The organism is Flavobacterium xylosi, from assembly GCF_042787345.1.
GTDB classification, from domain to species: domain Bacteria; phylum Bacteroidota; class Bacteroidia; order Flavobacteriales; family Flavobacteriaceae; genus Flavobacterium; species Flavobacterium xylosi.
The window spans coordinates 1-13,712 of the sequence record NZ_JBHZPZ010000010.1 but is presented as its reverse complement, the minus strand read 5'-3'; the positions used below and the strand labels follow the sequence as shown (position 1 = coordinate 13,712).

12 protein-coding genes and 1 pseudogene are annotated in these 13,712 nt (G+C 33.8%); 7 read left to right on the top strand and 6 right to left on the bottom strand.

Annotation, left to right across the window (positions count from 1 at the left end):
• Positions 1-2: 2 nt before the first annotated feature.
• Positions 3-1,490: a S1C family serine protease gene (locus tag ACFX5E_RS09530; RefSeq protein WP_379854971.1), complete on the top strand. Its 1,488-nt coding sequence runs from the start codon at positions 3-5 to the stop codon at positions 1,488-1,490.
• 107 nt (positions 1,491-1,597) lie between these two features.
• Here ACFX5E_RS09530 and sufD read toward each other — a convergent pair whose 3' ends face one another.
• The 5 genes from sufD to ACFX5E_RS09505 form a co-directional block, all read right to left on the bottom strand.
• Positions 1,598-2,914 carry a Fe-S cluster assembly protein SufD gene (gene sufD, locus ACFX5E_RS09525; protein WP_379854970.1) on the bottom strand — a complete coding sequence of 439 codons (1,317 nt, stop codon included), beginning with the start codon at positions 2,912-2,914 and terminating at the stop codon, positions 1,598-1,600.
• Positions 2,915-2,987: 73 nt separating this feature from the next.
• Positions 2,988-3,740, bottom strand: coding sequence for a Fe-S cluster assembly ATPase SufC (gene sufC / locus ACFX5E_RS09520; RefSeq protein ID WP_379854969.1), 753 nt, complete (start codon positions 3,738-3,740; stop codon positions 2,988-2,990).
• Positions 3,741-3,776: 36 nt separating this feature from the next.
• Entirely contained in the window at positions 3,777-4,265 is a 489-nt protein-coding gene (locus ACFX5E_RS09515; protein WP_379854968.1) for a flavodoxin family protein, read from the bottom strand.
• A 7-nt stretch (positions 4,266-4,272) separates the two neighbouring features.
• The gene (gene sufB / locus ACFX5E_RS09510; protein WP_196850392.1) at positions 4,273-5,721 is read right to left on the bottom strand and encodes a Fe-S cluster assembly protein SufB; all 1,449 of its coding nucleotides are present in this window, start codon (positions 5,719-5,721) and stop codon (positions 4,273-4,275) included.
• 99 nt (positions 5,722-5,820) lie between these two features.
• Positions 5,821-6,150, bottom strand: a complete 330-nt coding sequence (locus ACFX5E_RS09505; RefSeq protein ID WP_379854967.1) for a HesB/IscA family protein — start codon at positions 6,148-6,150, stop codon at positions 5,821-5,823.
• A 159-nt stretch (positions 6,151-6,309) separates the two neighbouring features.
• Between ACFX5E_RS09505 and ACFX5E_RS09500 the strand changes: the two genes are divergently transcribed.
• The 5 genes from ACFX5E_RS09500 (at position 6,310) to ACFX5E_RS09480 (ending at position 13,027) form a co-directional block, all read left to right on the top strand.
• A complete protein-coding gene (locus tag ACFX5E_RS09500) occupies positions 6,310-7,167 on the top strand; it encodes an MBL fold metallo-hydrolase (RefSeq protein WP_379854966.1) in 858 nt (285 codons plus the stop codon).
• A 77-nt stretch (positions 7,168-7,244) separates the two neighbouring features.
• The gene (locus ACFX5E_RS09495) at positions 7,245-8,870 is read left to right on the top strand and encodes a S8 family peptidase (protein WP_379854965.1); all 1,626 of its coding nucleotides are present in this window, start codon (positions 7,245-7,247) and stop codon (positions 8,868-8,870) included.
• A 180-nt stretch (positions 8,871-9,050) separates the two neighbouring features.
• A complete protein-coding gene (locus tag ACFX5E_RS09490) occupies positions 9,051-10,664 on the top strand; it encodes a S8 family peptidase (RefSeq protein WP_379854964.1) in 1,614 nt (537 codons plus the stop codon).
• Between the two features lie 62 nt (positions 10,665-10,726).
• Positions 10,727-12,598 carry a M1 family metallopeptidase gene (locus tag ACFX5E_RS09485; RefSeq protein ID WP_379855078.1) on the top strand — a complete coding sequence of 624 codons (1,872 nt, stop codon included), beginning with the start codon at positions 10,727-10,729 and terminating at the stop codon, positions 12,596-12,598.
• A 27-nt stretch (positions 12,599-12,625) separates the two neighbouring features.
• Positions 12,626-13,027 carry a hypothetical protein gene (locus tag ACFX5E_RS09480; RefSeq protein ID WP_379854963.1) on the top strand — a complete coding sequence of 134 codons (402 nt, stop codon included), beginning with the start codon at positions 12,626-12,628 and terminating at the stop codon, positions 13,025-13,027.
• Positions 13,028-13,080: 53 nt separating this feature from the next.
• Here the strand turns inward: ACFX5E_RS09480 and ACFX5E_RS16225 are convergent.
• Positions 13,081-13,200 (bottom strand): annotated as a pseudogene (locus ACFX5E_RS16225) (NAD-dependent epimerase); the annotation flags it as partial.
• Between the two features lie 196 nt (positions 13,201-13,396).
• On the opposite strand from ACFX5E_RS16225, the gene ACFX5E_RS09475 reads away from it, so the two are divergent.
• Positions 13,397-13,712 (top strand): hypothetical protein (locus ACFX5E_RS09475; RefSeq protein WP_379854962.1); only part of this gene is annotated, 316 nt, incomplete at its 3' end.

Genomic DNA, 13,712 nt, shown 5'->3' with positions numbered 1-13,712 from the left:
TTATGAAAATATTATATGGTAAATCAACTACGTTTTTTCTTGTTCTACTATTTTTATTCTCAATTTCTAAATTGTATTCCCAACAAAATTCTAGATTAATAAAAACAAATCCGTCTGGTACTGATGTTTTAGATGATAAAAATGAAAAAATCGGGACGACTCCTTTTGATCTAGATAAACTTGACAAAAAAAATTCTTCTATTAAACTTGTTAAGGATAATTATTATCCAATCGAAATAAAACTGTTTGAAAAAAGAAATAAAAATAGTTCTTTTTTTCAGTTAATTTCTGATTGTAGTACTTGTTTAATTGGAATAGAAGAAAACGATTATGTATTAAAATTAACTAAAATTTTTAAAGAATACGATGCTACAATTTTAGTCGGAATTGAAGATCCTATTCTTGAAATTGATGAAAATACTGTAATTGGAGAGATTAATGGCAGTAAGAAAAAGCTAAAAGATAAAGACATTTATCGGTATTTGGGATATCCCCAAAATATGCAGTTTATGGTTTTAAACTCTTTTAAAGATTCATATATAACCGCTCAATATTTTTCTGATAAAATTTCTGAAAAAGATGTGTCTAACCTTCAAAATCCGAAAGTAATTTTCAAGCCAATTGTAAAAAAACTCAGTTTCAATCTTGAAGGTAGATTGCTTCGAGATTATTCTGGAAAATGTTCGATTGATTGTGAATGGCAATTATATGATTTGTCGGACTTAAAAACACCAATTTCAAGTTTTTTAGTTACGGTTGACTATTACAGAACTGGAAATAATTATGAACTTATACTGCATGAAATGATTGCATTGTCAGAAATCAAACTATTAGAAACAGAATCTTTATATGATTTATTAGTATTGACAGAAAAAAAACATTTGGAACAATCTAAAGGCGAAAAAATAAATATTGCACTTTCTACACAAAAAAAATATCAAAACATAACGGATATGTTAAAGGAAACTTCGAGTTCTGTGGTAACTGTTGAAACAGAAAAAAAGTTTGGTAGTGGTGTTTTCATTTCAGATAATGGATACATTATCACTAACTATCATGTAATTGAAGGTGAAAAAACAGTATTTGTAAGAATTGATAAAGAGAAAAAAATAAAAGCAGAAATAATAAAAAGCAATAAAGATTTTGATTTGGCAATATTAAAAGTAGATGTAAACAGTAAAGGATTGTCTTTTAATAAAAATAGCACTAATTTGGGCGAAGATGTTTATGCTATTGGAACTCCATTAGATAAAAAACTGCAACAATCTGTAAGCAAAGGAATAATTAGTGGTTATAGAGAGTTTAATGGTGTTAATTTTATTCAAATGGACACCAATATAAACTCTGGAAATAGTGGAGGACCATTATTAAATTTAAAAGGAGAAATAATAGGCATTAATACTTTAAAAGCAACAGGAGAAAATGTAGCTGGAATAGGTTTTTCGATTCCTTCATCATTAGTTCTAAAAATGCTAAATATTGTAGATTAATTTATCTTGTTTCTTTACAACAAGAAAAGATTGCAACGAATAGCTCCATAAAAAACCCGACAAATTTTAAAAATTCGTCGGGTTTACAATTATATTTTGACAATCAACTATAAATCAAATCCTATTTTCACACCTAATTTCGTGGCGATAATTTTGGTGATTCGTTGCTTTAATTCTGGTATTTTGATGCTTTCGATAACGGCATTCGAGAACGCATACATCAATAACGCTTTGGCTTCTTTTTTAGGGATTCCACGTTGTTGCATGTAGAACATTGCCGTTTCGTCCAATTGTCCAACGGTACAACCGTGAGAACATTTTACGTCATCAGCAAAAATTTCCAATTGCGGTTTTGCGTTTATTGTCGCTTTGTCGCTCAATATAATGTTGTTGCTTTTCTGGAACGCATTCGTTTTTTGTGCTTCTTTTTCTACATACACTTTTCCGTTGAAAACGCCCGTAGAACGATCAGAATAGATTCCTTTGTAATCCTGGAAACTTTCGCAATTTGGAGCCGAATGTTTCACTAGAGTATAATGATCTACGTGTTGTTTTTCACCAATAATTGTTATTCCGTTTAACGTACTGGTCAAGCGTTCGCCAAAGTGATAAAAATTCAAGTTGTTTCTAGTTAAATTTCCTCCAAAAGAGAAGGTATGAACAGAAACGTGACTTTCTTGTTTCTGAGAAACGTAAGTATTGTCGATTAAATTTGCTTCAAGCGTATCGTTTTGAATTTTGTAATAATCAACGATAGCACGTTTTTGAGCAAAAATCTCTGTAACCGAATTCGTTAACACGGGATTTTCGGTTAAACTTTGATGGCGCTCGATAATTTGAACATGTGAATTTTCACCTACTACCACCAAGTTTCTTGGTTGAACCAAAAGTGCCGCTTCGTTTCCTGTTGAGAAATACATAATCTCGATTGGTTTATCCGCCACCTTACTTTTGGGAATGTGGATATATGCTCCTTCATTGGCGAAAGCCGTATTCAAAGAAGTCAAACTTTCATCTTTGCTGGCAATTTGATTAAAATACGTATCAATATTCATTTTGTATTTTGGTTTATTCAATGCCGATGACATCAAGCAAACATCAATTCCTTCGTGTGTTGTTGACGATAAATGCGAATTGAAAACACCATCAATAAACACTACTTTATAGGTGTCTACTTCGTGTAAAAAGTATTTTTTTACGTGGTTGAATTCAACTGTATTTTCTTCTTTTGGAAAAACGGTAAAGTCATTTTTTAAGATGGCGTTTAGCGAAGTGTATTTCCAAGCTTCATCTTTTTTGGTTGGGAAACCTTTATCTTCAAAGTTTTTTATGGCTGAAGTTCTCACATCATGAAGTTCAGAGTGAACATCGATGCGCTCTTCAAAAGCCATAAAAGACGATAGTAATTTTTCTTTTAAATCCATTTTTGGTAGTTATGAGTTATGAGTTATAAGTTATGAGTTTTGCAAACTGCAAACTGTAAACTGCAAACTAATTTTACGCTTCTTGTTCTTGTTTAATCCAGTCGTATCCTTTTTCTTCCAGTTCGTGTGCTAATTCTTTTCCTCCGGATTTTACAATTTTTCCATTGTATAAAACGTGAACGAAATCAGGAACGATATAATCTAATAATCTTTGGTAGTGTGTGATCACTACGATTGCATTTTTGTCGCTTTTTAGTTTGTTAACACCATTGGCAACTATACGTAAAGCATCAATATCAAGTCCAGAATCGGTTTCATCAAGAATTGCCAATTTTGGTTCTAGCATTGCCATTTGGAAAATTTCGTTACGTTTTTTCTCTCCACCAGAAAAACCTTCGTTTAGAGAACGAGACAAAAATTTTCTGTCGATTTCTAATAATTCTGATTTTTCACGAATTACTTTAAGCATGTCTTTGGCCGGCATTTCTTCCAGACCGTTTGCTTTACGTGTTTCGTTGATGGCTGTTCTCATGAAGTTCGTTACCGAAACTCCAGGAATCTCCACAGGATATTGAAATGACAAGAACACTCCTTTGTGTGCTCTTTCTTCTGGAGCTAATTCAGCAAGGTCTTCTCCGTCTAAAGAGATTTCACCTGCGGTTACTTCGTAGTTTTCGTTTCCTGCAATGATGGAAGCCAATGTGCTTTTTCCGGCACCGTTTGGTCCCATTATCGCGTGAATCTCTCCCGCTTTTACCTCAAGGTTGATTCCTTTTAATATTTCTTTGTCCCCAATTGAGGCGTGTAAATTTTTTATACTTAACATTTGTTTCTTTAATTTTAAAAGGATTTAAATTCTCTTTTATTCTAAAATACTATTTATATGTTCTTGGTCTTTTATTGTTTGATAGGATAAATGCTTTTCTCCTAAATATTTCATTCCTAAATATTTTGCTGATAATCGAAAGGGTAAATGAAAATCATAATCTAATGTATCATCATCAGAATTTGAAATCACAAACATATTTGTACCTCTTAATTTTCGACCTAATTCTTTTTCGATTCTGATTAAATCAGAAAAGCGATCCAAAAATACTTTCATTATTCCGCTCATGGTATACCAGTAAACGGGTGTCGCAAAAACCAGCGTGTCATATTTTTCAATAATTGAAGCTATTAAAGGCAAAAAATCATCGGCTCTATTTTTACTTTCATAATCATAATAGGAAATAGAATAATCTCTTAAATCAATAATATCAGCATTTATTTGTGTGGAAATTTTATCAACTATTTTTGAAGTATTTCCATTACTTCTGGAAGAACCGACAATAATAACTTTCTTGTTTCCCATATTCAAATTATCCAACGCTTCCCTCAAGAGAAATTTCCAGTAATTTTTGTGCTTCTACGGCAAATTCCATTGGTAACTTATTCAATACATCTTTACTGAAACCGTTCACGATTAAAGCAATAGCTTTTTCAGTTGGAATTCCACGTTGGTTGCAATAGAAAACTTGGTCTTCGCCAATTTTACTTGTCGTAGCCTCATGTTCAATTTTTGCTGATGGATTTTTACTTTCGATATAAGGAAAAGTATGTGCTCCACAATTGTTCCCCATTAACAGTGAGTCACATTGTGAAAAGTTACGGGCGTTGTCTGCGTTTGGTGAAATTCGGACCAAACCTCTATAACTATTTTGTGATTTACCAGCCGAAATACCTTTCGAAATAATAGTCGATTTAGTGTTTTTACCTAAATGGATCATTTTTGTTCCTGTATCGGCTTGTTGGAAATTATTGGTTACGGCAATCGAATAAAATTCTCCTGTTGAATTGTCTCCTTTTAAAATAACGGAAGGATATTTCCAGGTTATGGCAGAACCGGTTTCTACTTGTGTCCAAGAAATTTTTGCGTTTTTCTCGCAAATTCCTCTTTTAGTCACAAAATTGAAAACCCCACCTTTTCCTTCTTTGTTTCCAGGATACCAGTTTTGTACGGTTGAATATTTGATTTCGGCATCGTCTAAAGCGATTAGTTCCACTACAGCTGCGTGCAATTGATTTTCATCTCGACTTGGAGCAGTACAACCTTCTAAGTAGGAAACATAACTGCCTTCATCGGCAATTAATAATGTTCTTTCGAATTGTCCGGTTCCGGCTTGATTGATTCTAAAATAAGTCGAAAGTTCCATTGGACAACGAACGCCTTTTGGAATATAGCAGAAAGATCCATCAGAGAAAACTGCCGAATTTAGCGCCGCATAAAAGTTATCTTTTTGTGGCACAACTGTTCCTAAATATTTACGAACTAATTCCGGATGCTCTTTGATGGCTTCGGAAATACTCATAAAGATAATTCCTTTTTCGCCTAATGTTTTCTTGAAAGTAGTCGCTACTGAAACCGAATCGACTACAATATCCATGGCGACATTATTCATCATCTTTTGCTCATCGACAGAGATGCCTAACTTTTTGTACATTTCTAAAAGTTCAGGATCTACATCGTCCAATGTTTTATTAGGATCTACCGCTTTTGGTGCTGAATAATAGGAAATCGCCTGAAAATCAGGTTTGGTGTAATGTACATTAGCCCATTCTGGCTCTGTCATTTGTTCCCAAGCACGAAAAGCCTCCAGACGCCAATCAGTCATCCATTGCGGTTCTCCTTTTTTTTGTGAAATAGCGCGAACGATATCTTCATTTAAACCAATAGGAAACGTTTCCGATTCTAATTCGGTGTAAAATCCGTACTCATATTCTTTAGTTTCGAGTTCGATTTTTAAGTCGTCTTCTGTATATTTTGACATATTTTTATTTTTTAAAACCATTAAGAAATTAAGATTTATTAAGGCTTAGTCAACTTAATTCCTTAATGTTTAAATCTTTTATTTTCTTTTCTTATTGACTTATAATGAAAATGATTCTCCGCAACCACAAGTTCTATTGGCGTTTGGATTATTAAAAATGAACCCTTTCCCATTAATTCCTCCTGAGAATTCTAATATTGTTCCGGCTAAATAAAGGAAAGATTTTTTTTCAACAGCAATCGTTATATCGTTGTCAACGAAGATTTTATCGTCTTCGCTCTTTGTTTTATCAAATTTTAAATCATAAGACAATCCAGAACATCCGCCGCTTTTCACGCCGACTCTAACATAGTCGACCGAGGCATCAAAACCATCATCTTTCATTAGATCGATGATTTTCTTTTTTGCAGTATCAGAAACTTTTATCATATCGTTATTTTGATTTTGTCTAAATTAACGACAAAGATACTATATAAAAACCTTTTTCCATAATTGATAACATTTATATAACTAATCTTAAAATAGAAAAAACCTATATTGAGTCATTGTATTTCCTAACTTTGTTACATCTTGAAAAAAAAGTAAAAAATGAAACTATATCCTATTGAAACCGGAAATTTTAAACTTGATGGTGGTGCTATGTTTGGTGTTGTGCCAAAAACTATTTGGAATAAAACCAACCCAGCCGATGAAAATAATCTGATTGACATTGCTGCCCGCTGTTTATTAATCGAAGATGGCGATAAATTAATTTTGATTGATACCGGAATGGGAAATAAACAATCTGAGAAATTTTTTGGCTATTATTCGCTTTGGGGAACGCATTCCATCGATAAATCTTTGACTAAATTTGGCTTTCATCGCGATGACATCACTGATATTTTTATGACGCATTTGCATTTTGACCATTGCGGTGGAAGCATACAATGGAACAAGGACAAAACAGGTTACGAACCGGCATTTAAAAATGCAAAATTCTGGAGTAATGACAGCCATTGGGAATGGGCTACAAAACCCAATCCAAGGGAAAAAGCATCCTTTCTGTCAGAGAATATTTTGCCGATGCAGGAAAGCGGCCAGCTGAATTTCATCAAAAGACCCGAAGGCGATTTTTTGGAGAAATCAGAGTTGGGTTTTGGTATTTTCTTTGCCGATGGGCATACCGAAAAGCAAATGATTCCGCATATTCAATACAAAGATAAAACGATTGTTTTTTGCGCCGATTTATTGGCAACAGCCGGGCACGTTCCTATTCCTTACGTGATGGGTTATGACACCAGACCGTTATTGACTATGCCAGAAAAAGCAAAATTTCTAAATGCCGCTGCCGAAAACAATCACTATTTGTTTTTGGAGCACGATGCCCACAACGAAATTATTACCGTAGAGAAAACAGAAAAAGGAGTTCGTTTGAAAGAGCGATTTACGTGTGATGAGATTCTTTAAAATTGTGTTAAACCTAAATATTTTGTAACAAAATAAATTATTTTAGACAAATATTTCAAAACTTTATATAATAATCAATGAATACCATTAAACCTATTTACATTTCTGCTTTTGCTTTTTTAGCGTTAGTAGGATGTAGCGCTTCAAAACAAGTTTCCAGTTCTAATGCAGGACTTATTGCCATTAATGCACCTTTAAACGTTAAAAAAGTTGCGCCTATAAATGAAACCGACTTGCAACGTTGGAGTCATTTAGATATCGTAAAAGATACTATTCCGGGAATGAGCGTTGACAGAGCTTACACCGAATTATTGAAAAATAAAACAGGAGTAAAAGTTATCGTGGGAATTGTAGATTCAGGAGTAGATATCGAACATCAAGATTTGAAATCGGTGGTTTGGACCAATAAAAAAGAAATCGCAGGAAACGGAATTGACGATGACAAAAACGGATATATCGATGACATTCACGGTTGGAATTTCCTTGGAGATATCACCAAAGAGAATTTGGAATATGAAAGAATCATCAAAAATAAAAACCTAGTTGACGAAGTAACGTATCAAGCTGCAAAAGCGCTAAATGATAAAAAGATTGCTGATGCTACAACAGGGAAATCTCGTACGGAACAAATGATTGCAACCTTAAATGAAGGTGATGCCACTTTGGTAAAACATTTTGGGAAATCAGTTTATACAATTGATGAGGTAAAGGCAATTGTTTCACAAGAGCCAGAAATGCAAAAAAGCAAAGCTGCGATGCAACAAATGCTTTCTTATAATTTGCCTATTGCAGACCTGAAAGTCGCGGTACAAAAACAATTGGATGGTTTTAATGCGCTTTTAAAAGGAGACAACCTAAAAACCGATTATAGAAAAATTGTGGGTGATAATCCAGAAGATATAACAGACACAAAATACGGAAATAACAATGTTATGGGACCAGACAAGAATGAAATTCTTCATGGAACACACGTTGCCGGGATTGTCGCTCAAACTAGAAATAACACATTAGGTGGAGACGGAGTAGCAAATAATGTTGAAATCTTAACCGTTCGCGCAGTGCCAGACGGAGATGAATACGATAAAGATATCGCACTAGGGATTCGTTATGCAGTTGATAATGGTGCTAAAGTAATCAACGGAAGTTTTGGAAAAAGCTTTTCACCACATAAACAATGGGTTTATGATGCGATCAAATACGCAGAGAAAAAGGATGTGTTGATTGTTCATGCAGCCGGGAATGACGCAAAAGATATCGATACGGAAAATAATTTCCCTAACGATTCTGATGATAAAGTAACGGAGTTTGCTGATAATGTAATTACTATTGGCGCATTAAACTTTGAATACGGAAACAAAGTCGTTGCACGATTTTCTAATATTGGAAAAGTCAATGTTGACGTTTTTGCACCGGGAGTAAAAATTTATGCCACTACTCCAAATGATTCTTATAAATACTTGCAAGGAACATCTATGGCTGCGCCTAACGCTGCCGGAGTTGCGGCATTAATTCGTTCGTATTATCCAAAATTATCTGCTCAACAAGTAAAACACATTTTGATGGATTCAGGAGTAGCAATTACAACAGATGTGATTGTTGGAGGAAAAGCTGCTGACACGCGTTCTTTTACTACTTTATCTAAATCAGGAAAAATAGTTAATGCTTACAATGCTTTACTGATGGCAGAAAAAATGTCTAAATAATAGTTTCAAATATTTATAAATGGAAGGGCAATTTGTCCTTCCATTTTTATTTTAACCAATTTGTAAAACGCTTTCATTTATTTTTTTACATTCGTCAAATCTTAACGGAGTGTTAATCCATCTATATTCTGTTGCAAAAAGATATAATTTAGGCCCACATTTAATTTTAAAAATTTATAAATGAACACGATTAAACCGATATATTATTCTGCCGTTGCTTTTTTTGCATTAGCGGCATGTAGCGCTCAAAAACAAGTTTCTAAAACTACTGCGCCTATAACAGTAAGTTCTCCTGTAATTATTAAGAAAGTTGCTCCTATTAGTGATGCTGATTTAAAACGTTGGAGTCATTTAGATTTAGTGAAAGATACCATTCCGGGAATGAGCGTTGATAAAGCGTATGCTGAATTGTTGAAAAACAAAAAAGGGGTAAAAGTTATCGTGGGAATTGTAGATTCAGGAGTTGATATTGATCACGAAGATTTAAAATCAGTGATTTGGACCAATTCCAAAGAAATCCCAGGAAACGGAATTGACGATGACAAAAACGGATTTGTCGATGATATTCACGGTTGGAATTTCCTTGGTGATTCAGGATTTGAAAATTTAGAGATGACCCGTATTCTGAAAAAAGCGGATGACGGATCGGTAGCATATAAAAATGCGAAAGCGGATTATGAAAAAAAGTATCAAGAAGCATTGGAAGGGAAACAACAAGTAGATTTTCTTTTGAATACCAATAAAACAATTCAAACCTATTTAAAGAAAGATGATTACACGCTTGAAGAATTGAATGCAATTGTAACTACTAATGAAGAGCTGAATAAAAGCAAAATGATTATGACTCGTGTTATTGGGCAGTCAGGTCCAAAATTCAGTGCCGATATCGAAGAATACAGAAAGTACGTTTACGACCAATTAAATTACAATTTAAATAAAGAATTTAACGGAAGAAAATCAGTTGGTGATAATCCGGATGATATAAATGACACCAAATATGGTAACAATATAGTTTACGGACCGGATAAAGAAGAAGCTTTGCACGGAACTCACGTTGCGGGGATCATTGCTCAGGTTAGAAATAACAATGTTGGAGGTGACGGAATTGCAAACAATGTTGAAATTATGGCAGTAAGAGCCGTTCCTAATGGTGATGAATACGATAAAGACATTGCTTTAGCGATTCGTTATGCCGTTGATAACGGTGCGAAAGTAATCAACGGAAGTTTTGGTAAAAGCTATTCTCCAAACAAGCGATGGGTTTTTGACGCTATAAAATATGCGGAGAAGAAAGATGTTTTGTTTGTACATGCAGCAGGAAACGATGGAAGTGATATTGATTTAGAAAAAAATATCAACTTCCCAAACGATTCAGAAGACAACAAAATAGAGTTTGCCAGTAATGTTCTTACTATTGGAGCGTTAAATATTGTTTATGGATCGACTGTAGTAGCGCCATTTTCTAATTACGGTACTATCAATGTAGATGTATATGCTCCAGGAATGGAAATTTATGCTTCAGTTCCCAATAACAAATATAAATACGAGCAGGGAACATCTATGGCTTCGCCAAATGCGGCTGGTGTTGCGGCATTAGTTCGTTCTTATTATCCGAAATTATCGGCTAAGCAAGTAAAACAAATCCTTATGGATTCTGGAACACCGTTGCCAGCGTCAGTAGAATTAGGCGAAAATAATGATAAAAAATCAGCAGCTGACACGTCGAAATCAGGAAAAATGATTAATGCATATAATGCATTGATTCTTGCAGATGCTTTATCCAAAAAAAGTTAAAATAATAAATTTACTAATCCAATGGAAGGACAGCTGTTCTTCCATTTTTTATTGCAAAAATGATGAGAAAACTCTTTTTACTATCTTTTATCACGCTTAATTTTTGTGCTGTATCTGCCCAAAGCACGGGGTATTGGCAACAACACGTTGATTATAAAATGGACGTTACTATGAACGTTAAAAATTACCAATACAAAGGAAAACAGGAATTGGTTTATACCAATAATTCCAATGATACTTTGAAAAAAGTATTTTATCATTTGTATCCAAATGCGTTCCAACCCGGAAGCGAAATGGATGCCAGAATCCAGACGATAAAAGATCCGGACGCAAGAATGGTCAACAAAATAAAACTAGATGGTAAAGACGTAAAGGAAAGCCGAATCAAAAATTTGAAACCCAACGAAATTGGTTTTTTGAATATCACTAATTTCAAACAAGACGGAGTTAATACTGATGCAAAAACAGTAGGGACGATTCTCGAAGTGACTTTGGCAAAGCCAATATTACCCAATTCAAAAACCACTTTTAGTTTAGATTTTGACGGTCAAGTACCAGTGCAAATCCGTCGATCTGGCCGAAACAACGCTGAGGGAGTTGCATTATCAATGGCGCAATGGTACCCAAAAATGGCCGAATTTGATTTTGAAGGTTGGCATGCCGACCCTTACATCGCCAGAGAATTTCATGGAGTTTGGTCTAACTTTGACGTAAAAATTACAATTGACAAAGATTTTATTTTAGGAGGTACTGGCTATTTGCAAAATAAAAATGAAATAGGGCACGGTTATCAAGACTCTGGAGTACTTGTAAGTATTCCAAAGAAATCTAAAACGTTGACCTGGCATTTTACTGCGCCTCTGGTTCATGATTTTACTTGGGCGGCTGATAAAGAATATATCCACGATGTAGTTAAAGGACCTAATGACGTTGACTTGCATTTCCTATACAAGAATAATCCAAAATTTATAGAAAACTGGAAAAATTTACAGCCAAAAACGGTGGCGTTGATGAAAATTTATAATGAAACAGTGGGAGATTATCCATACAAGCAATACTCTGTAATTCAAGGAGGCGATGGCGGAATGGAATATGCAATGTGTACTTTAATTTTGGGTCAAGGAAGTTTTGATGGATTGGTAGGAGTTACGGCTCATGAACTAGCGCACTCTTGGTTCCAGCATGTGTTAGCTTCAAATGAATCAAAACATGGCTGGATGGACGAAGGATTCACCTCTTTTTTAGATGACTACGGTACGAATGAAATTTTGGAGACAAAGCTGGAAAATCCTTTTATCAATGCATACAAAGGATATTTCTCAATGGTAAATTCAGGCAAAGAATTGCCTCAAGCCACGCATGCTGACCGTTTTGATGAAAACAGAGTTTATAGTATAACTTCCTACAGTAAAGGCGAGCTTTTCTTGACGCAATTGATTTATTTGATTGGTAAAGAAAATCTTTTAAAAACTTTAAAGAAATATTACAAAGATTTTCAATTTAAGCATCCTACGCCAAATGACATTAAACGATCCGCGGAAAGAGTTTCTGGTGCAAACTTAGATTGGTATCTAACAGATTGGACAAAAACCACAAATACTATTGATTACGGAATTAAAGAAGTGAAAGAAAATACAAATCAAACAACAGTGACTTTAGAAAGAATAGGCAGAATGCCAATGCCAATTGATTTGTTAGTTGAATATAATGATGGAACAATGGAAAGTTTTTATATTCCGTTGCGAATGATGAGTTTTGAAAAAGAAAATCCTAATTCAGCTGTAAAGAGAACAGTTTTGAATGATTGGGCTTGGGCATTTCCTACAACAGAATTTTCAATTGCAAAACCTAAAAATACGATCAAGAAAATCACCATAGATCCGAGTGGATTGATGGCGGATGTAAAACCGGAGAATAATGTTTATAAACAATAAGGCGATCGTAAATTCAAGTGTTTATTTATGAAAATTTCCTATAATGAGTCTGATAGAGCTATTGAAATAAGAGATGGACTCAAAACGCATGTTCTGCTGATTAAAGTGTTGCTGTTTTTAAATTTGGCAAACTCACTTTTAAATTTGGTTGATTTAAGCACTTCTAACTTTGGATTTATAAAGTTGATTTGGATATTTTTGGGAATGATTTCTGTGATTGTTCTCTACAGATTTACTTTTAAAAAGTCAACCATGGAGAAAATACCACTTAATCAAATAAAGGGATTGAGCGAACGCATTTTCTTAGGTCGAAAAAAATACTTTTTAGAATTACAAAATGGGAAGAGTAGAGACTTATTGGAAATCAAAACTGATGCTGAGTTCAAAGAACTAAAAAAAATGTTTACTAAAATTGGAATAAAGCTTTGAATAAAAAAAGCCGCAAAACATCAATTTTGCGGCATTTTTTGATGAAGTAATTATTATTTCAAATGGGTCAGCATATCTACAGACATACTCTCCAAATCAAACTCATGTTTCCATCCCCAGTCCTTTCTTGCCTCGGCGTCATCAATACTTGCTGGCCAGCTGTTAGAAATTTTCAAATATAAATGATTAAATTATCATCAATCATTTTCTTATCTAACATCGTAATTACTAATAAATTCATTATTTTGGTTGCAAAAATGATGAATATCTTGATATAAAATATCATTAAAAGTGGGTATATGTTTGATGGTTTTATTTTTATACTTTTGGTTATCTGTAGTTAAGAAAGACTCATTTTAAAGCTAAATCATGAAAACCACAAATCAAAAACCACAAACCACTTACAAAAAATATTTAGTACAATGTTTTAGAATATTGCTTTTAATTTTTATCCCGCTGCTATTAACAAAATGTCAGCAAGATGACGAGGTTTATGATCAACAAAATCAAATACCCAGAATTTATAAAAAAGCAGTTCTAATTTACTTGAATGATTTTAAAATCAATTCAAGCAAAGAACAAATTAGTACGATTGACCAAATCACGGTTGCAATAGATACCACTAGTTTAAAAAAGTATGATTTAAGAACTACTGAAAAACTACTTGTTGCTGATCTTAGAACAG